Genomic DNA, 19081 nt, shown 5'->3' with positions numbered 1-19081 from the left:
ATGCACCTTACTTGCTCTCCATTTTTGGACACCATACCTAATTTACCACTATTTGAGCCTTAACTGAACCGTATTGGTCTATAATTTGTCCGCTTGGCAATTCTATTTCATCTTGTCTAACCTGACACCACTGGTTGTTAAGAACGAAGCGCGATCGCAATAATTTCCATTTAGTTAAATTTTTCATATCGCCATAATGCTAAACTTTCAGCGTCATCCGAAGGCAAAATTTTCCCATCCATAATCTATTTCCGATCAAAAACTTCACCCAGCCACCATGCCATATAAAAAATTACTCACCAGATTTGGGGAAGACTTACAAAAATTGACTGTTAATTCTCTACCAGCGGGATTGTTTGCGATCGAGTCACTGAGTCTGAGTCTAGCAGTCGTCGCCGCAGTTGCGACGGTGCCGGCAACACTGGAACCAGCAAATGCTTCTACACTCACAAGTTGGAAATTCGATCCGGCGACAAATCAGCTAGAAATTACTCTTCCAGAGGGAATGACGCCCCAGTATTCTCTACTAAATCCCAGTCAGATTGCTGTGGATTTGCCCAATACGGACATCGGAGTAGATGCAACTCAGCTATACCCAGAAGGCACAGTGCGTTCTGTGGGGGTTAGTCAAGTTCAACCGGGAAGGGCGAGAATTCTGGTCAATTTGGCTCCCGGAGTCGGTTTTAGCGGGGGGAAAGTTCAATTCCAAAGAATTGGGGTAGAAAATCGCTGGGTGTTACGCCCTTCGATCGAACCGACTGCGAGTATGGAAACTCCCGAAACTCAACCCCAGCCTGCAATACAAGTACCGCAAAACCAGTGGCCGACAGATTCCAACTCAACTGCTGCCACAGAGGTCGATCGACCTGAATCTCCTACTTCCCCGAATCCCGCTATAAGTTTTTCGCCGCAATCAACTCCAAATGACCAAATCCGGCCGCTAAGAGTGCCTTTAGTCAATGTTCGCCTTGACGAACGCCGTGGGGTACAAGCGGCTGCAGTACCCCGTCTAGACCCTCAAAGAACGGCTGCTGCTGCACCCCAACAGCGGACGCTTACTTTTGGTGAACCACTTCCTCGCGACCGCTCGAATGCTCCTTTGCAGGCTGCGACTGGGGCGAATGTCTTGTTGCCGGCGGGCACGGAGCTAAGTTTGCTATACCCCGGCGATCGGGCTTTGCGACTGCAAGCGAAGCCCAGCCCACAGGAAGTGCTGCTGCTGCAAGGGGGAATTCTCGACAGTCGCGGTAATACGATCGTACCTGCTAATACGCCAGTCATCGGTCGGTTTGAAACAACCAACCTCGGTAGTCGATTTGTGGTCGAAGCTATTAGTCTCAACGGTCGCAATATTCCTCTCTTGGCTCGCTCGGAACCCGTGGGAGGCCGACGAGCTCAGCCTTCCGATCGCAGTTTGTTGCGAAATACTGGTATTGGTGGCTTAGCTTTGTTCTTGCTGAGCGGCTTTTCCGGTATCGGTTTGTTGGCGGGAGCAGCCGGTGGTGTTGCTACAACTTACGTGGCGGCTCCTCAACCTGCTACGATTCAACCCGGCCAAATTTTGCAAGTTCAGTTAACGGAAGATTTCCCCCAGTTTGGTTTTTGAAGGAAGAAGGAAAAAGGAAGAGGGAAGAAGCAAGAAGGAAGAAGGAAGAAGGAAGAAGGAAGAAGCAAGACTTTCTTCTTCGCTCGAACCTCTTCGTTCTATATTTACTTAGAGCAGTTTTCCATTCTCTGAAGTAAAGTAGGGACTTAAGCCAAGCCTAAGTCCCTACCCCATATCTGAAATTGACTCAACTGAAAACCGCTATATCGGCGATTTAGAAATTTTGACCTTCCGTGGTTGGAGCTATCGAACCGGGTTGGTTGAGGAACAGGTTTTTAGCGCCGTCGTTTTGGTAGATACAGTTAATTTCGGGTTGAGCTTCCAGCGGGCCGGTGAACCCAAAGGTGTTCATGCGATTTTTGCAATCCCGCACTTGGTCTTGGCTGATGAGTTTTCTTTGTTCCAGAATTGCCCAGTTATTGGTTCGCAGGACGCATCCGGGGCGCATACTCGGCTGCGAGATGTAAACGTTGAAGGGGTTGAGGGTGACGTAGAGGCGCAGATCTGTCACCATCGCGCTTGCTCCAAACTGCACGCAAAGTTCTGGGTTCGGGGCGCTGCGATCGATAAATTCACGGGAGGCTACGTTCTCAGGACTAATTGTAGCTGTAGAGCTAAAGGCAATGCCAATCCCAATTCCCAGAATAAAGACGGCTGTTAAAATCCCTAGGGTGGCAGAATTGAGGAAAGAGGGTTTACCGGACTGAGGTTGACGCCGCGACTGTCCGCCAAATGAGCCGGAGTCTTCATCTCCCCGGGATGGGTCGCCGCTGAATCTGTCGTCGTTGTAGGATTTAGGTTTGCGTTTCATATAAGGTTCCCTCAGTTCTGGAGACTCAACAGGTAGTAGTTTGTTATTTTTAACCGATATCGCCTTTCTAATATTATGGCGCTAGGAAGGTGGTTGCGGAGGGCCCAGGACGCCCCCTCTGGGTTTGGTGGTGCCGTTCACAACTCGCGATCGACCCAGGGGCTGCCTTGTCTGAATTTTCAGATTTCAATAAAATAGCTGAAAGTGACATACTCTTGCACAGCGGAGGAATCCGGCTCAAGATTGTTGACAAATTTTAACATTTTACAAGTCAGGAGGTATAGATTAGTGTCTGTCGAAATTATTCAAAAGCCTTCCACAGTCCGCAAGCTTGCACCGCGCTACCGCGTTCTGCTGCACAATGATGATTTCAATCCTATGGAGTACGTGGTGCAGACTTTGATGGCGACGGTACCGAGTCTGACTCAGCCACAGGCGGTAAATGTGATGATGGAAGCCCATACTAACGGGATGGGATTGGTGATTGTTTGCGCTCTCGAACACGCTGAGTTTTACGCTGAAACGCTCAATAACCACGGATTGAGCAGCACCATCGAACCTGACGATTAGAACCTGACGGTACTGCAACGGATTCGCCCAGTTGGTTTCCGGCTCATACCGTCAACCCTCATACCAAAAAGCCAAGGGTTCGGCCCTTGGCTTTTTGGTATATTTAATCCGGTAGATATGGAAATTTGAAGAGCATAGGTTTTTCGGAACGGCCGGAAGTGGTTCCGAGCTAGGTGAGCTCGATCGCCACTTTCAACTCTCCAATCTCAAATCTTTATCCGAAGAAACTAAAGAGGAAATTAATAACGTCCTCCTCCGCCTCCTCCTCCGCGAGCAAATTTTCCAGGACCGCCGCCGCCCCGGTTGCCGCCACCCCGGCCGCCTTCATCTTCGCGGGGCTTAGCTTTGTTAACTTTGAGGTCGCGACCCATCCACTCTGCTCCGTCGAGAGCACTAATGGCTGCATCTTCTTCTGCATCTGTGGACATTTCTACAAAACCGAAGCCGCGGGGGCGACTGGTTTCTCTGTCGGTAGGTAGATGTACTCGCTTAACGGTTCCGTATTCGGCGAAGACGGTGGTGATGTCTTCTTGGGTAACTTGGTAGGATAAGTTACCGACGTATATCGACATGAGGAATAACTCCAAAATTTAGACAGTGCGAAGATTTCAGTTTCGGAGAGTCCCCTGCCGATACAGAAGGGCAAGTTTTTAGACAATTCTGTAGCAATGAACAAAGCCTGCAACTGAATCTGATTCACACTTGGTACTTTAACATAGAATAGCGTCTTTTGAGTAGGTTTCAGCAGTTAATTAAGTCGTTCTAATTAAACGTAAAACTTTTAGGCTATTCATAAACCTGGTTTATCGGTGTGATGTTTTGCCTGCAGTGGAAGCAGAGAAAGTTATGCCGCCCGCTGTCACCGCAGGAAAGATACATCCACCTTGCCAAAGTTGGTACTCAAAGCTAGGTTTACGTTTTCCAGGGCTTTGACTAACCACACCACGCCTTCTCGGGTACTGCATTCGTAGTGACCGAACAAAATTGCCAGCCGCTTTTCTAGGTAGGGCTTGACTTTGCCGCAAATTAGTACGATTTTCAGCAGCAAACCAGTGGTTTGGGTCGGCCCGAGGTTTGAGATCAGGTCGATGAAGACAAAGTGGTTGGGCCGCACAGGACTCTCTACTACTAAAAAGTTCAATAACTGGCTGCAAGTTCTGATCATTAAAAATTCATTAAACTTTTGATCGTCGCTGTGGGGCAGGGTATTTTGTAGTTGCTTATACAATTTTTCGTTAAAGAGACGTTTGCCGTAGCGCTCATCGGTGACAGAAGAAATCAGGTATTCGTACAAGTCGTCTTTAAAGGAACGGTAGGACTGATGTGTGCTGGCGTTCGCCGTGAAACGGCCCGCTAGCTCTCTGTAGGTATCGGCTCCTTCTACTTTGCCGACAAATTGCTTGAGGGCAAAGAATAGTTCCGGGTCGGTCAACAGGGTCGGATTTTTTATAGGCTGTATATTTCGGCCGAAGGAAATGGAGGTTTCCCGACGCGCTATTTGAGCTTTTCTCACTTGGTGAGCAACATATTGTGAGAGGTTGATCTCAAATTGCTGCTGCTTTTGAGCTTGGATTTTTTTAATGATTTTTTGTTGTTCGTAGGTGCTGTCGTCGCTGAGGAGGCAGTGTTTGTAGAGGTAAGGGTAACGGGGAATTAAGGTTCCGAGGGCAAGGCTAGCAGGGGTTTTGCTGTTGCTGCTATCTTCATTGCTGTGAGTTATGACTTTGGCTAAGCGTTTGAGGGTGAGGTACTGTTCGCTTTCGATAAATTGATTTACTAATTTGGGGATGGAGCCTCGCCCCCCCGATCGATTGTATCCAAATAATATTTTGGGCGCTTCTTCAAACACAGCTATCAATTCAGGGATGGCGGCTTGCTTGCTGGGGTAAGTTTGCCAGCGGTTGATCAGGATGTGGCAGCAGCGGTTGAGGATGTATTTGAATTCTTGTTGAGCGTGTGGTGAGCGTGCTATTTTTTCGAGTGCGTCGGCGATCGAGCGATCGGGATATCCGACGCCCTCGATAAACAAAGTGCGAAAGCGGCCGATCAGTTCTGCCGGCTGCTCTCGTTGTACCAACTCCAGCCAGTGGTTGTAAAGTAGCTGTTCTTCTTCGTAACTCTGTCTATTGTAGTCGTTCACTGTGGATTAACCCTCCGAGGCTAGGGCAGGAGCTTTCAGCGCTCTTAGCTTAATGAATTGGCCAATGAATCCCAATAATTGAGTCAACCGAGCTGCTCGCCGGATGAGGCTTATGGGTAGAATCTGCCAGCAGCTAAAGCAGATCGATATTTTTTGCTTAGTTAAACTAATTACCAACACCAGCATGACATGAATTGTTGGTAATTAGCAAGGCCTTAAATCACCATAGACTTTGTAAAGTATTGGTAAAGATTGTGAGGGGTACGGGAGAATTTCTTGGTTGCCTGACGATTTAATATTAGGATTGTCAAGGTCAATCCTGGTCGGCAGCCCCCAATCAGTTAAATGTGAGGTCGGGCGAGGTAGGATTAGCTATGAAAATAATTATTTGAAATGTGAGTGCTAGTTATGGTTTGTCGCGTAAGTATCGCCCAACTTGCTGAAATTTTAACTGTACCTTTGCCTGCTGTGTCTGAGGGCATTTTGACAGCTTTAGGGACAGGTATTGCCACGGATACGCGCACTCTTAAGGGGGGCGAAATATTTTTGGCGCTGCGGGGAGACAATTTTGACGGCCATCAATTTGTGGCAAAAGCCCGGGATTTGGGGGCAATTGCAGCGATTGTCGATCAAGAGTGGCAAGAGGAAGTGCCTAATTTTCCGCTGTTGCACGTTGACGATACTTTAAAAGCTTATCAGTCGATCGCCCGTTGGTGGCGCGACCAATTCAGTATACCTGTAGTTGCTGTTACTGGTTCTGTAGGTAAAACTACTGTTAAAGAGTTAATTGCGGCGGTTTTGTCAACGAAGGGAAATGTTCTTAAAACTCAATATAACTATAACAATGAAATTGGCGTACCAAAAACTCTGCTGGAGCTTTCACCTTCTCACAATTATGCTGTAATTGAAATGGGAATGCGCGGGAGTGGCGAAATTGCGCTGCTGTCGCAAATTGCGAGTCCTACTGTTGCGGTAATTACTAATGTAGGAACGGCACATATCGGACGCTTGGGATCGGAAGAGGCGATCGCCCAAGCTAAGTGCGAACTTTTAGCCGAAATGCCTGCTGATAGCATTGCTATACTCAATCACGATTGTGACAGCTTAATGGCAACTGCGTCAAAAGTTTGGCAGGGAAAAACTTTAAGTTACGGTTTAGAAGGCGGGGATTTGTGCGGGGAATTGCTGAATCATAATACAATGTTTGTAGAAGGTGTGGAATTGCCCCTGCCACTGCCGGGACGGCACAATGCTGTAAATTATTTGGCGGCTTTGGCGGTAGGAAAAGTGTTAGGTATTGATTGGGAAGTTTTAAAGCAAGGTTTGTCTGTGCAGTTACCGGATGGACGGGCGCGCCGCTACGATTTGCCGCAGGACATTGTGATTCTGGATGAGACTTACAATGCTGGTTTGGAGTCGATGTTGGCAGCCCTGAGACTGTTAGCAGATACTCCCGGAAAGCGCCGGATTGCGGTGTTGGGAACGATGAAGGAATTGGGCGATAGGGCGATCGAATTTCACCGACAAGTGGGAAGGGCCGCGCGAGATTTACATCTGGATGCTTTGTTTGTTTTTGCTGATTTTGAGGAAGCGGCGGCGATGGCGGCGGGTGCGGCGGGTTTGCCTTTTGTGGAGGTAGAAGATATTGCGAGGGAGAATTCCCGCGAAGATTTAGCAAGGCATTTAATGGACTTTGTCACACCGGGCGATCGTATTTTATTTAAGGCTTCTCATTCCGTGGAGTTAAATCGAGTTGTGGAGAAGTTTAGCGCTGATTTGGCTGGGGAATAATATCCTGTCCGGGTCAATAATTATAATTAAGTTCGTAGTGAGGACTAAAGTCTTCCTAAAACTCGCTCGGAGTGAACTCCTCGCTACAAACTCATGTTTTACACGATATGATATCATCTCCAAAGTGCCTGAAGCGGAGCTATCCCGAAGGGAATCGCCCTACTTCACTCCCCTGCCTGAATTTGACTCCTCACCCACTCCCGGAACAAGCGAATTAAAGCATTTTCTTTTGTAGTCCTCCTCAATTCCAAAAAGCGCAGCATCTCAACTTGCGACAAAAAAGGAAAAGTCGGAGACACATCTCTTTCTCTATATTCCTGTGCTTCCAACTGATAAATTATTAAACGATTTCCGTCGTAGCGCCAAACTTCCGGTACGCCTAAACTTGCATATAAAGAAAGTCGATCGATCGAACTGCTAGTCACGTCAATTTCCACAACTAAGTCCGGTGGCGGATCTTGATTGAGATCGATTTGTTCTTTGTCCCAAACCACATTCTCATTTTCGATATAGTAGCACTGATCCGGTTCCAAACCGCGAGCCAAATCCTCCCGCCTGCAAGTTAGAGAACCCAAACTGCAAATTTCAACATTCAATTCATCACTCACGCTTTCTACAAAACGTCCCAAGATTTTTTTGTACTTTTCGTGGGGTGCTGATGGAGTCATAATTTCTAAGTTTCCGCGATCGTAAGTCAAGCGAATACCTCCCTGTTCGGCTAACTCATTCAGCAGGGATTCGTAAGTTTTCCAGCTAATGTTTTTCAGGAGAATTCCGCTACTTTGACTCGGGATCAGGGTGGCTGTCATGGCTACCTGCCTGGGTTTTAAATTATTGATTGTATATTAGCAAACATTATATTGATTGATGCGCGATCGCCCTTTTAGAGAGACTTTTGAAGGGAGCATCTCTTTTGGATAGTAAAAAGCATTTGTGAGGAGTGCGAGCGGGACGTTGGCTAGGTTGTATATCCCTAGCGAGTTCTCACAGCCAACACTCCTGCGAAAATAAAATTGGGATACTTCTATTGACCAACGTTAAAAACTAGATTTACCTAGTTTTTAACGTTGGTGATTGACTGCGACGAATCGATTCATCGCAGTCAATACATTACTTCGCGGCGGCTTGACGCTCTTTTGCCGCCTTAATCACTTCTTCAGCGATGTTATTCGGACAAGGAGCATAGTGCGAGAAGGACATTGAGAACTGTCCGCGCCCAGAGGTCATAGTACGCAAATCGCTAATGTAACCAAACATTTCGCTCAACGGCACATCTGCCTTGATCCGCGCTCCTGTCTGGCTTGTCTCTTGAGATTTCATCATCCCCCGGCGGCGGTTGAGGTCGCCGATCACGTCGCCCATGTAATCATCTGGTGTGAATACATCGACATTCATAATCGGTTCGAGCAACTGAGGCCCCGCTTTCGGCAAAGACTGCCGATAAGCCGCTTTGGCAGCAATTTCAAAGGCCATTGCTGACGAGTCAACGGGGTGGAAACCGCCTTCTAGTAGCGTGAATTTCAAGTCCAAGCAAGGGAATCCGGCCAAGACGCCTTTGTCGATGCAGCTTTCAAAGCCTTTTTCGACGGCTGGCCAATATTCTCTCGGCACGCTACCACCAGTCACTTTTGACTCAAACTGGAAGCCACTTCCCACCTCACCAGGCTCGATCACATAGCCGATTTTGGCAAATTGACCGGAACCACCTGATTGCTTTTTGTGGGTGTATTCGTCTTCCAGGCGCTTGGTAATCGACTCGCGGTAGGCTACCTGCGGTTCGCCGACTTCTACTTCGATTCCGTGGGTGCGCTTGAGAATGTCTACTTTGATGTCGAGGTGTAACTCGCCCATCCCCTTGAGAATCGTTTCGCCGCTTTCTTGATCCGTCACCATGTGGAAGGATGGATCTTCTTGCACCATCTTGGTGAGGGCTGCTCCCATTTTTTCTTCGCCGCCTTTTTGTTTCGGTTTGACCGAAATCGAAATAACGGGATCTGGGAATACCATCGGCTCTAGCGTGGCGGGATTTTTGGGGTCGCAGATGGTGTGTCCGGTGCGGACGTTTTTCATACCGACGATCGCCACAATGTCCCCTGCTTGCGCGGATTCAATTTCTTCGCGAGAGTTGGCGTGCATCTCAACCAAACGGCTGACGCGCTCGGTTTTGCCCGTGGCGGTATTGAGTATGGTGTCGCCCTTGGACAGAGTACCGGAGTACAGGCGCGTGAATGTTAGAGCACCGTAGCGATCGTCCATGATCTTAAACGCGAGTGCCCGCAATGGCCTGTTGGGATCGACTATCGCAAACTCGCCGGTTTCCTCGCCCTCGAGATCGACTTCTGGCTGCGGTGTGACTTCCATCGGGTTTGGCAGGTAGTCAACTACGGCATCGAGAACCAACTGCACGCCTTTGTTTTTAAACGATGAGCCGCAGTAGGTGGGGAAAAATGCCCGATCGCGAGTACCTTTGCGAATGCAGCGCTTGAGGTCTTCGAGGCTCGGCTCGTTGCCTTCGAGATACTGTTCCATCACAGTGTCGTCTTGCTCGACGGCCAGTTCGATCAACTTTTCGCGCCAAGTTTCGACATCATCGACCATATCGGCGGGGACATCTTTAATTGTATAGTTCATCGGATCGCCGGAGTCATCCCAGATCCAGGCTTTGCGGGTCAGCAAATCGACTACGCCGCAAAACTTTTCTTCTATGCCGATGGGCAATACCATCACCATCGGTTTAGCTCCGAGGATTTTATCAACTTGCTGGACCACGCGGTAAAAATCTGCACCGGTGCGATCGAGCTTATTGATGTAGATGACGCGAGCGACTTTGGAATCGTTAGCGTAGCGCCAGTTGGTTTCAGATTGCGGTTCAACTCCACCCGAACCGCAGAACACACCAATGCCACCATCGAGAACCTTCAAAGAACGGTAAACCTCGATCGTAAAATCGACGTGTCCCGGAGTATCAATGATGTTGAGTTGATGCTCGTTCCAGAAGCAGGTGGTAGCAGCGGACTGAATCGTAATACCGCGCTCTTGCTCCTGTTCCATGAAGTCAGTAGTCGCCGCGCCTTCGTGAACTTCACCAATTTTGTGGATTTTACCTGTCAGCTTCAGGATTCTTTCTGTTGTGGTGGTCTTGCCAGCATCTACGTGGGCGAAGATGCCGATATTTCGATAACGAGTGAGATCTTTCATAATTACTGTTGAGATTAAATGCGACGAACCGTCGGCGACCACCTGCAAGCGTAACCAGCGAGGAATCAATGTTGCCTTAGGCGCCAGTACAGGCTAGATTTCCTTTCCCCTGTTTCTGGCAGAACTATCTTAATTTTGACACTTCTTCGTCAATCCTGCGAAGGATTCTTGGTGGAATAACTACCCCAAGCCTGGCTCCTCATAAAAATAGCGTAGATTAAGGCCAAAATCCTCTCCTAAAGTAGTTTGGGTTGAGGCACTCGTTTCTAACAAACTCGTGTTTTTGACGTTTCGATCGATCTGATATTTGGCAGCAGTCTCAGCAAAAAAGTATAAACCGCGTTTCCTGACAAAAAACCTAGGGTTTTACGTGAGTTTAGGGGAACAAAACCGGTTTCTGACATTAGTGACATTAAATAAGTAGCTGCAAATAAACCGCCCTATGGGGAGGAGGACGGGTGAGTGCAGCAATAAACTGGCGGCTTTGATATATCTTTGCTTAACCCGCCACTACAAAATATTATTAAAAACCCCGTTGCTGCGTCCAAAACTATCTAAGTCAAAATCGACCCGCTCATCATCCGCTGATATCTCCGCTCCAATTCATCCCGCACCACCGGCCACTGATTCAAACTTTCATCATTCTCAATTACCATTTGAGCCGCCGCCCTCGCCAACTCCAAAACCTCCTGATCCTCCACCAAACTCGCCAAAGCAAAATCCGGCAAACCCGACTGCCGAGTTCCCAAAACCTGACCAGGCCCGCGCAATCTCATGTCCATTTCCGCAATAAAAAAGCCATCTTGAGATTGTTCTAAAACCTTCATTCTTTGCATAGCTTCCGCCGTTTTGGAACCGGGCATTAACAAACAATAAGAACGGTTGCTGCCCCGACCGACTCGACCCCGCAACTGGTGCAGTTGCGAAAGTCCAAAACGCTCAGAATTTTCAATTAGCATTACCGTGGCATTCGGCACGTCTACTCCCACCTCGACCACAGTAGTAGATACTAAAATATCAGTTTCTTTGTCCCGAAACTTAGAAATTGCTTCATCTTTGTCGGCACTGCTCATTCTACCGTGCAGCAAACCAACCTTAAACTCAGGAAATACAATTTTTTCAAGTTTCTCTTTTTCCTCAATTGCCGATCGCACGTCCAACTTTTCCGACTCCTCCACCAGCGGCAGCACCACATAAACTTGACGCCCGCTCGCCACTTCCCGCCGAATCAAATCGTAAGCTTGGATGCGTTCTTTGGCAGACAGTACAGTGGTTTGAATCGCCTGCCTGCCGGGGGGAAGTTCATCAATTTGACTCACATCTAAATCCCCGTGCAGCGTCAGCGCCAGCGTCCGGGGAATGGGAGTTGCCGTCATCGTCAAAACGTGGGGAGCCTCGCCTTTTTGCTGCAATTTAGCGCGCTGCTGTACACCGAATCTGTGCTGTTCATCAATTACCGCCAAGCCCAATTTATGGAAATTAACTGTATCTTGAATCAGCGCGTGAGTTCCCACTAAAACAGGCAATTCTCCGGTTTCTAATTGGTTGTGAATTTCCCGGCGCTTGGCTATTTTTGTGGAACCAGTTAACAGTTCGACTGACAAGTGCATCAAGTTAAACCAACCTACCAATTTGCGATAGTGCTGTTCTGCTAAAACTTCTGTCGGTGCCATTAAAGCGGCTTGATAGCCGGATTGAATTGCTGCTAGCATTGCCACGACGGCGACTACGGTTTTGCCAGCACCGACATCGCCTTGCACTAATCTGTTCATCGGTTGCGACGAAGCTAAATCGTTGAGGATGTCGTTAATTACTCTTTCCTGAGCATTAGTCAAGGCAAAAGGCAAGATTTCATAAAAATGTTCGATCAATTTGCCAGTCGGAAGGATGACTGCACTAGCTTGAGCTTTCCTTTGGGTTTGGCGGCGCTTTAAAAGTCCTAATTGCAGGTAGAAAAATTCGTCAAAGACTAAGCGGCGGCGGGCGGCGGCCAAACAATCTCGATCGAGGGGAAAGTGAATATTAGTCACAGCATCGGCTAAACCCATTAAACCGTAACGCTCGCGCAAATCTTCCGGTAGGGATTCTGGCAACATTTTTGCCGCCGGCATTGCAGCCAAAATCGATCGCCTCACCGAACCAGCATCAACCCCCTCCGTCAGCGGATAAACTGGTATCAGGCGACCGACTTTCATCGATTCGATCGCACCGCCGGAGTCGTCTAATACTTCTAACTCAGGATTTTCTAAAGTAATTCCATATTTACCCTGCTTCACCAACCCGGAAGCTGCAAGCACTGCACCAGTACAATACTCGCGCTTTTTAAATTCTTGCCAACCGCGATTGCTGTACCGAGGGCCTGCAAAAAAACGACTAATTTTTATTTCTCCGGTGCGGTCTTTTAAAATTACTTCTAATATGGTTAACTTCTTATTTTTCGGACTAGAAAAGCAATTGCAGCGCTTTACTTCGGCGATCAAAGTGACAGTTTCCCCAGCTACTAACTCGCGAATTTGTACTTGCTTTGCATAGTCGATGTGGTTGCGGGGATAATAGTAAAGCAAGTCATATACAGTGTATAAACCCAGTTTTGCCAAGCGGTTGCCGTTGGCGGGGCCGATGCCGGGGACGCGGGTTAACTGTTGGTCGAGAGTCAGGCTTGGCGGTGGGGGTGCTGTACTCAGGGGTACTGTTCGGGGAACGGAAACTGCTGGGGCGGTTGGTTCAGAAGCGTTAGCGTTTGCGGGTCTGACTTGTTCTACTTGTTCTTGCTGGTGGCGAGTTTCTTGTTCCCAAACTTGCTCCATTTGCCTCAAAAAACTGACCGTAATGGCGATCGAATGTTGGCGCTGTTCGAGATCTTTCTGAGGGTAGGTGTCAAATTCAGCGGCTAGGTGTCTGGCTCGATCGCGCGAAGAAGCCGCCACCGAACCTGCCAACTGTCTCAAACTCATGCCCAGAAACTCGCTGAAGCGGTATTGACTGCCTTGGATGTCGTTAAATCCGCGATCGGCTTCTACTGAAAGAGCTTTTTGCAATCGCTGCCATTCGGGTCGATCGATAGTCATATCAATTTTAGATTTTAGATTTTAGATTTTAGATTTTAGATTTTAGATTTTAACTTTTTAAATTTTAACTTTTTAAATTTTAACTTTTTCTTTTAAGAAGCTTCCACCAAAAAAGTATAACACCGAGAAACCCGGTTTCTTTAAGAAAGCGGGTTTCCCAATAGCCTAAAAGTTTTACGTTTTTCCTTCTTCCCTCTTCCTTCTTCCTTCTTCCCTCTTCCTTCTTCCTTCTTCCTTCTTCCTTCTTCCTTCAACATCCGATCAATCTTCAAACCAACTCGATCGCCAAGCCGACTCAGCCTCCACCACAGCGAGTTCCCGCTGCTTTTTCTGGTAATCGCGGCCCAGGGAGTTCAACTTTACAGACAGGTTACGAATTTGCTGGCGCCAAGCCGAGGTTCCCGCATCGGCAAACTCTATTTCCGACAGTCGCAGTTTAATCGCTGTAATGTGCAGCGCCCTACTACCCAAGGTTTCTGCCAATTTTTGCGATGCTGATGAGGCATCAGTTTCAATGATTAAGTTTAATAAGTTAGGCGGCCCGGCAACACTATCGCCGGAGGATTCAGCACCAGAAGCAGCTTCTAGAACCGGTTCTGGCAATTGACTCGGCAAGATTCCCGACTGTTGCAGCAAGCGGTTGGTGTCGCGAGAAAGCAGCTTGAGTATATGGACGATCGACTTTTCAATAATATTTTGCCAGCGTGCCAAACTTTCTGGGGAATTGGCACTTGGCAATTGATAATTTGCCAATGAAAATAGATAGTTAATCGCGGAAACTTGGTTTTTTTCCTTTTGGTCTTCTTCCTTTTCGTCTTCTTCGTCTTCTTCGTCTTCCTCTTCTTCCTCTTCGTCTTTGTCGAAGTCGTCTTGCTCTTCCTCTTCCTCTTCCTCTTCCTCTTCCTCTTCCTCTTTCTCGGCTTCTGATTCAGTCACCAGCGATCGCAATTTTTCCTCCGACGCCGCAGCCAAAGCCCTTACAGACTGCTGCATTTTTTGCCTCCCCTCGAAGGACAACTTGAGAAACGACTCCGGTACTGCTTGAGTGCAAAGGTGATAGCAAGCCAAAATTAACTGCTGCCGCACCGCTTGTCCCAACGCAGTTAAATAACCTTCGTAGGTACTGCGAAACTCCAAAGTCAAGGCTGCTAAAGCCTCTTCGAGTCCTGCCAAATCTTGCTCTATTCGCTCTTTTGGTCGCACCATATCTCTCGTATAAAATTAAAAATAGGACTTACGCAAGTTTTAAAGTATTACAATTTTTACGCTATCTGTCTGTAGTAGCAAGGTTTGCAGTCTACCTCCTACAAATATAGTCTGTCCATAAGTCCTGTAAAAATTAAAAATTAAAAATGCAAAAAATTGATTTTTCACATTTTTAATTTTTAATTTTTAATCTTAATTTGGGATTATTGAGCACCCATTTGGGCTGCCACTTCATCGGCAAAGTTAGCTTCTACCTTTTCAATGCCTTCGCCCAAGACAAAACGCACGAAGCGGCGCACTTGGACATTTTCTCCAATTTGGGCGATCGTTTGTTTCACCAACTCTTCCACCGAGATATTCTGATCTTTAATAAAAGGCTGATCCATTAAAGATAACTCTTTCATGCGCTTCTCAATCCGCCCTTGAACAATCTTTTCTTTGATGTTTTCCGGCTTGTTGCCCAAGTCATCTTTGCCCATTTCAATTGCCTTTTCTCTTTCGACAACTTCAGCGGGGATATCTTCAACTTTCACGTATTCCACATTCGGGCAAGCTGCAATTTGCATCGCAATATCCCGCACCAACTTTTGGAATTCTTCGCGACGTGCCACAAAATCTGTTTCGCAGTTAACTTCCACCAGCACTCCCACGCGGCCGCCGGTGTGAATGTAGCTGCCTACAAGTCCTTCTGAGGCGACTCGTCCACCTTTTTTACCTGCCGAAGCCAGACCTTTTTTCCGCAGCCACTCAATGGATGTTTCCATATTGCCTTCGTTTTCAACGAGGGCTTTTTTGCAGTCCATCATGCCCGCGCCAGTTTTTTCGCGCAGTTCTTTAACAAGTTTTGCAGATATGTCCGCCATCTTCTTTAAGTTCCCAATCAAAATTAGTTATTAGTCATTAGTCATCAGTCATTAGTCATCAGTCATTAGTCACTAATTTTAATGTTAATGATTAGACCAGAGTGAAGAAATACCCAGTCGATTTTAGTACCGACTTTGTAGGTGTAGCGCCAGAATTAATTCGGGCCCTGACACAATGAATGCTTTTGCCAGAACTCTACTAATGACTTAGACTCGTGCTATGTACAATTAAAAATTAAAAATATCCAACTAAAAATAATAATTATTTTTAATTTTCAATCTTTAATTTTTAATTGCCTGGTGTCAGATTCCGAGGGCAATACTAGCTCTCGGTTTCTTCGCCGTCAGCGTCAGCGGCGTCGTCGGGATCTACATAATCGGGGTCATCCAATTCTTCGATTTCGACATCATATTCCGCGCCTTCGTAGCCGCCTTCGTAGTCGTAGTCTTCCTCAGAGTCACCGCCCTGCTGACCGTGACGACCTTCGTAGATGGCATCAGCCAACTTGCCGACAATCAGCTTGATCGATCGAATAGCATCGTCATTCGCCGGAATCGCAATGTCAACCAAATCCGGGTCGCAGTTGGTATCCAACAGAGAGACGATCGGAATTCCCAACTTTTGGCATTCCAACACCGCATTATACTCGCGGCGTTGGTCTACCAGCACCACTCCGTCGGGAATCTTCCGCATAGATTTAATCCCGCCCAGATATTTCTGGAGTTTTGCCATTTCTCGGCGCAGTACCGAAGCTTCTTTTTTCGGCAGCAAATCGAGGGCGCCGATTTCCTCGCGACGCTCCAAATCCTTGAGGCGCTCCACGCGGGACTTAATCGTCGTCCAGTTGGTGAGCATTCCCCCCAGCCAGCGCTGGTTGACGTAATAAGCACCGCAGCGTTGAGCTTCTTGGGCTACAATCCCTGCAGCTTGGCGCTTCGTACCCACGAACAAAAACTTTTTGCCTTTTTCTGAGGCAACTCTCATGTACTCGTAGGCGTCTTCCATAAGCTGAGCGGTTTGCACGAGGTCGATGATGTGAACCCCGTTGCGCTCTGTAAAAATGTATGGAGACATTTTCGGGTTCCACCGACGGGTTTGGTGTCCGAAGTGAACCCCTGACTCTAACATTTGAGCCAAACTGACTACTGGCATTGTATTTTTAACTCCTGATTCGGGTTAATCCTCCACCCGGTCGTATTTCTGAAGGTTTGCGCCCTCGAAACACCCGAAAACCCGGATGTGCGAATTTAAACAACTTTTCTAGTTTATCACAGCGCGCGCTACTTTTTCTGAAAATTTGATATCCGTAGGGTTGGCTTGACACCCGGAGGTGAGATTGAGGGCGCGGGTTGGGTGCGGGGTGTGCAGGCTGCGGTTAAAGTTAGTTGCAAGCGCTTCTTAAAAACGAAAAATCCAGATGGGAGGTTGCCAAAGCCTTTGTTGGCTTGTGAGAGAATGGCGTTGTTGGTGCGCCTCTTGTGCCTTCTACCTTCGATCGAGCTGGTATCCATTTTTTTCGATTCGGCAATTCAGTGAGCTTTAGTAGCCTGCCCTTTCGATCCGCAAAAATCCCAAAGCTAAAAACGCCATGCCCATACCCATTCTCGTCCTGCTTGAAGTTCTAATTGTCATCGGACTTTCGAGACTTGTAGGTTTAGGATTTCGAGCGATCAAACAACCTCAAGTCATTGGAGAAATTGTAGCAGGAATTATGCTTGGGCCTTCTCTGTTTGGCTTAGTTGCACCAGATTTAGCAACAGCACTTTTTCCAGCCGAAGCCGTTCCCTTCCTCAACGTGCTATCTGAGGTGGGGCTAATATTTTTCATGTTTTTGATTGGTTTGGAACTGAATCCCAAGTATCTCAAAAGCAATTTAGATATAGCGATTTTAACTTCCCACGTCAGCATTCTAGTGCCGTTTTCCCTCGGAAGCTTGCTAGCACTGCTGCTGTATCCCATCGTTTCCAATAATAGCGTTTCCTTTACCGCCTTTGCTTTGTTTTTGGGCGCTGCGATGTCTATTACGGCTTTTCCGGTGCTGGCAAGAATTATTACAGAACACAATTTGCAGAATACCAAATTGGGGACGCTGGCCTTGACTTGCGCTGCGGTAGATGACGTAACGGCTTGGTGTTTGTTAGCGGTGGCGATCGCAGTTACTCGTACTAATTCGATGCTCGGTGCTTTGCCGACAATTATTGCATCTTTAATTTACATCGGTTTCATGCTGACAGTAGTCCGCTGGTTCTTGCAGCGACTTTCCAAACAGTACAACCGCACTGGCAGATTAACACAGTTAGTGCTTTCGGGAATTTACATGGGAGTTGTAGCTTCTGCCTTAATTACTGAATGGATCGGCATTCATTTAATTTTCGGTGCATTTTTGCTGGGTGCTGCCATGCCTAAAAATGCGGGATTAACCAGAGAATTAGCCGAAAAAACCGAAGACTTTGTACTAATATTTCTGCTGCCAATCTTTTTTGCTTACAGCGGCTTGCGGACTCAAATCGGCTTGCTCAACAGTCCAGAATTGTGGCTGCTGTGTGCCGCAGTTTTAGGAGTGGCTATTGTTGGGAAATATGTCGGCACTTACTTTGCGGCAAGAGTTTGTGGCATCAGCAACCGCGAATCTTCAGCGCTGGGATGGCTGATGAATACTCGCGGTTTGACTGAACTAATTGTCCTGAATATCGGTCTTTCCCTGGGGGTAGTTTCGCCGCTGCTATTTACGATGTTAGTTATCATGGCTTTAGTGACAACTTTTATGACTTCGCCGCTGTTGGAGTGGACTTATCCCAAACGATTAATTAGATTAGATATTTCAGAAGTTAACTCTGAGGATTCAGAATTAGAAGATTTACAAATTGGTGACAGCAGCGAAGAAACTGCTAACAAATTGCTGCCCACTTATCGAATTTTAGTACCTGTTGCCAATCCCAGCACGCAGAAAGGTTTACTGCGACTAGCGGTAGCGCTGGCGCAGCCTGCTGCTGGTATGGGCGGTGATGATTTAAAGTCGGCGGCAGTTCATCCTCTGAGTTTGATAGAATTAAATGATGACTATGCCTTTGAAAGTACGCCTGTGGAAGCCGATCGCATTATTCAAGAGCGTCGCTCGAAATTATCAGAGTTGATTGATAGCTTGGAACTGCCCGAGGCGAGAAAATTCGTACATCCCATCATTCGCGTTACTAATGATGTAGCCCGGGAAACGGCGCAAATTGCGGAAATAGATCGCGCAGATTTGATTTTAGTAGGATGGCACAGGCCTACTTTTACCAGCAACCGTTTGGGAGGACGTGTCGGTCAAATTCTCAGCAACGCAAAGGTGGATGTAGCAATTTTTGTTGACAGAGGCCGGGACAAATTGAATAACTTGTTAGTACCTTACGCGGCAAACATTCACGATGATTTGGGGTTAGAATTGGCGCTGAGACTGTTAGTTAATAGCGAGGAACGCCGTTTGACGGTGCTGCGGGTGGCGGTTGACGGGGAATCTGGAAATGAGCTGAGTTACGAGTTTCAGCGGGTGATGGATCAGTTACCAGTTGAGGTGCGATCGCGCATTGAAACTCCGATTGTGGAGGCTGCTGAGCCAATTCAAGCAGTGGTTGCGGCTTCTGCTAATGCTGATTTGACTATTGCGGGTACGAGTCGGGAGTGGGGAATTGAGCGCCAAACTTTGGGACAGTATACTGATGAATTGGCGGTGCAGTGTCATTCTTCGCTGCTGATTGCGCGGTGTTACGTTAAAGTGCGATCGCACTTGGCGTCGGTACTTCCTCAAATGTAGTCAGTTGACTGTTAACTGTTGGCAGTTGTTATTA

The 19081-nt window shown here is 47.4% G+C and carries 16 protein-coding genes; 5 read left to right on the top strand and 11 right to left on the bottom strand.

Annotated features, from left to right (window positions below):
* Positions 1 to 37: 37 nt before the first annotated feature.
* Entirely contained in the window at positions 38 to 187 is a 150-nt protein-coding gene (locus QUA47_RS02240; RefSeq protein WP_333429551.1) for a hypothetical protein, read from the bottom strand.
* A 90-nt stretch (positions 188 to 277) separates the two neighbouring features.
* Here QUA47_RS02240 and QUA47_RS02235 point away from each other — a divergent pair, with 90 nt between their 5' ends.
* Together QUA47_RS02235 and QUA47_RS02230 are read left to right on the top strand one after the other, a co-directional pair.
* A complete protein-coding gene (locus tag QUA47_RS02235; protein WP_333429550.1) occupies positions 278 to 1606 on the top strand; it encodes an AMIN domain-containing protein in 1329 nt (442 codons plus the stop codon).
* Positions 1596 to 1718: a hypothetical protein gene (locus QUA47_RS02230; protein WP_333429549.1), complete on the top strand. Its 123-nt coding sequence runs from the start codon at positions 1596 to 1598 to the stop codon at positions 1716 to 1718. The genes QUA47_RS02235 and QUA47_RS02230 overlap by 11 nt, the downstream gene beginning before the upstream one ends.
* A 102-nt stretch (positions 1719 to 1820) precedes the next feature.
* Here the strand turns inward: QUA47_RS02230 and QUA47_RS02225 are convergent, their stop codons facing one another.
* Entirely contained in the window at positions 1821 to 2417 is a 597-nt protein-coding gene (locus QUA47_RS02225; protein WP_333429548.1) for a DUF3172 domain-containing protein, read from the bottom strand.
* Positions 2418 to 2705: 288 nt separating this feature from the next.
* On the opposite strand from QUA47_RS02225, the gene clpS reads away from it, so the two are divergent.
* Positions 2706 to 2987, top strand: coding sequence for an ATP-dependent Clp protease adapter ClpS (gene clpS / locus QUA47_RS02220; protein ID WP_190658451.1), 282 nt, complete (start codon positions 2706 to 2708; stop codon positions 2985 to 2987).
* Between the two features lie 239 nt (positions 2988 to 3226).
* Here the strand turns inward: clpS and QUA47_RS02215 are convergent, their stop codons facing one another.
* Together QUA47_RS02215 and QUA47_RS02210 are read right to left on the bottom strand one after the other, a co-directional pair.
* Entirely contained in the window at positions 3227 to 3559 is a 333-nt protein-coding gene (locus QUA47_RS02215) for an RNA recognition motif domain-containing protein (RefSeq protein ID WP_006635107.1), read from the bottom strand.
* A gap of 287 nt (positions 3560 to 3846) precedes the next feature.
* Positions 3847 to 5127 (bottom strand): hypothetical protein, encoded by a 1281-nt coding sequence (locus tag QUA47_RS02210; protein WP_333429547.1) that lies wholly within the window; start codon positions 5125 to 5127, stop codon positions 3847 to 3849.
* A gap of 408 nt (positions 5128 to 5535) precedes the next feature.
* Here QUA47_RS02210 and QUA47_RS02205 point away from each other — a divergent pair, with 408 nt between their 5' ends.
* Complete coding sequence (locus tag QUA47_RS02205) at positions 5536 to 6918, top strand: UDP-N-acetylmuramoyl-tripeptide--D-alanyl-D-alanine ligase (protein WP_333429546.1); 1383 nt, start codon at positions 5536 to 5538, stop codon at positions 6916 to 6918.
* 164 nt (positions 6919 to 7082) lie between these two features.
* Here QUA47_RS02205 and QUA47_RS02200 read toward each other — a convergent pair whose 3' ends face one another.
* The 7 genes from QUA47_RS02200 to QUA47_RS02170 all read right to left on the bottom strand — a co-directional run bounded on the left by QUA47_RS02200 (position 7083) and on the right by QUA47_RS02170 (position 16765).
* Positions 7083 to 7727: a Uma2 family endonuclease gene (locus QUA47_RS02200; protein ID WP_333429545.1), complete on the bottom strand. Its 645-nt coding sequence runs from the start codon at positions 7725 to 7727 to the stop codon at positions 7083 to 7085.
* 301 nt (positions 7728 to 8028) lie between these two features.
* Complete coding sequence (gene fusA / locus QUA47_RS02195) at positions 8029 to 10116, bottom strand: elongation factor G (RefSeq protein WP_333429544.1); 2088 nt, start codon at positions 10114 to 10116, stop codon at positions 8029 to 8031.
* Between the two features lie 554 nt (positions 10117 to 10670).
* Positions 10671 to 13184, bottom strand: coding sequence for an ATP-dependent DNA helicase RecG (gene recG, locus QUA47_RS02190; RefSeq protein ID WP_333429543.1), 2514 nt, complete (start codon positions 13182 to 13184; stop codon positions 10671 to 10673).
* Positions 13185 to 13445: 261 nt separating this feature from the next.
* A complete protein-coding gene (locus QUA47_RS02185; protein ID WP_333429542.1) occupies positions 13446 to 14390 on the bottom strand; it encodes a hypothetical protein in 945 nt (314 codons plus the stop codon).
* Between the two features lie 203 nt (positions 14391 to 14593).
* Entirely contained in the window at positions 14594 to 15253 is a 660-nt protein-coding gene (gene tsf / locus QUA47_RS02180; protein WP_190658473.1) for a translation elongation factor Ts, read from the bottom strand.
* Between the two features lie 322 nt (positions 15254 to 15575).
* Complete coding sequence (gene rpsB / locus QUA47_RS02175; protein ID WP_006635115.1) at positions 15576 to 16406, bottom strand: 30S ribosomal protein S2; 831 nt, start codon at positions 16404 to 16406, stop codon at positions 15576 to 15578.
* A gap of 128 nt (positions 16407 to 16534) precedes the next feature.
* Entirely contained in the window at positions 16535 to 16765 is a 231-nt protein-coding gene (locus QUA47_RS02170) for a hypothetical protein (RefSeq protein WP_333429541.1), read from the bottom strand.
* Positions 16766 to 16842: 77 nt separating this feature from the next.
* Here QUA47_RS02170 and QUA47_RS02165 point away from each other — a divergent pair, with 77 nt between their 5' ends.
* Positions 16843 to 19047 carry a cation:proton antiporter domain-containing protein gene (locus tag QUA47_RS02165; protein WP_333429540.1) on the top strand — a complete coding sequence of 735 codons (2205 nt, stop codon included), beginning with the start codon at positions 16843 to 16845 and terminating at the stop codon, positions 19045 to 19047.
* Positions 19048 to 19081: the final 34 nt, after the last annotated feature.

This window comes from Microcoleus sp. MON2_D5 (genome assembly GCF_036701905.1).
In the GTDB taxonomy this organism is placed as follows: Bacteria; Cyanobacteriota; Cyanobacteriia; order Cyanobacteriales; family Microcoleaceae; genus Microcoleus.
The sequence above is the reverse complement of the archived record's forward strand: the minus strand, read 5'-3'. Positions and strand labels throughout refer to the sequence as shown.

Coding starts and splice junctions, on each gene's coding strand:
- QUA47_RS02240 (WP_333429551.1), bottom strand. CDS start 187: ATGAAAAATTTAACTAAATGGAAATTATTGCGATCGCGCTTCGTTCTT.
- QUA47_RS02235 (WP_333429550.1), top strand. CDS start 278: ATGCCATATAAAAAATTACTCACCAGATTTGGGGAAGACTTACAAAAA.
- QUA47_RS02225 (WP_333429548.1), bottom strand. CDS start 2,417: ATGAAACGCAAACCTAAATCCTACAACGACGACAGATTCAGCGGCGAC.
- QUA47_RS02215 (WP_006635107.1), bottom strand. CDS start 3,559: ATGTCGATATACGTCGGTAACTTATCCTACCAAGTTACCCAAGAAGAC.
- QUA47_RS02205 (WP_333429546.1), top strand. CDS start 5,536: ATGGTTTGTCGCGTAAGTATCGCCCAACTTGCTGAAATTTTAACTGTA.
- QUA47_RS02200 (WP_333429545.1), bottom strand. CDS start 7,727: ATGACAGCCACCCTGATCCCGAGTCAAAGTAGCGGAATTCTCCTGAAA.
- fusA (WP_333429544.1), bottom strand. CDS start 10,116: ATGAAAGATCTCACTCGTTATCGAAATATCGGCATCTTCGCCCACGTA.
- recG (WP_333429543.1), bottom strand. CDS start 13,184: ATGACTATCGATCGACCCGAATGGCAGCGATTGCAAAAAGCTCTTTCA.
- QUA47_RS02185 (WP_333429542.1), bottom strand. CDS start 14,390: ATGGTGCGACCAAAAGAGCGAATAGAGCAAGATTTGGCAGGACTCGAA.
- tsf (WP_190658473.1), bottom strand. CDS start 15,253: ATGGCGGACATATCTGCAAAACTTGTTAAAGAACTGCGCGAAAAAACT.
- rpsB (WP_006635115.1), bottom strand. CDS start 16,406: ATGCCAGTAGTCAGTTTGGCTCAAATGTTAGAGTCAGGGGTTCACTTC.
- QUA47_RS02170 (WP_333429541.1), bottom strand. CDS start 16,765: ATGGATACCAGCTCGATCGAAGGTAGAAGGCACAAGAGGCGCACCAAC.
- QUA47_RS02165 (WP_333429540.1), top strand. CDS start 16,843: ATGCCCATACCCATTCTCGTCCTGCTTGAAGTTCTAATTGTCATCGGA.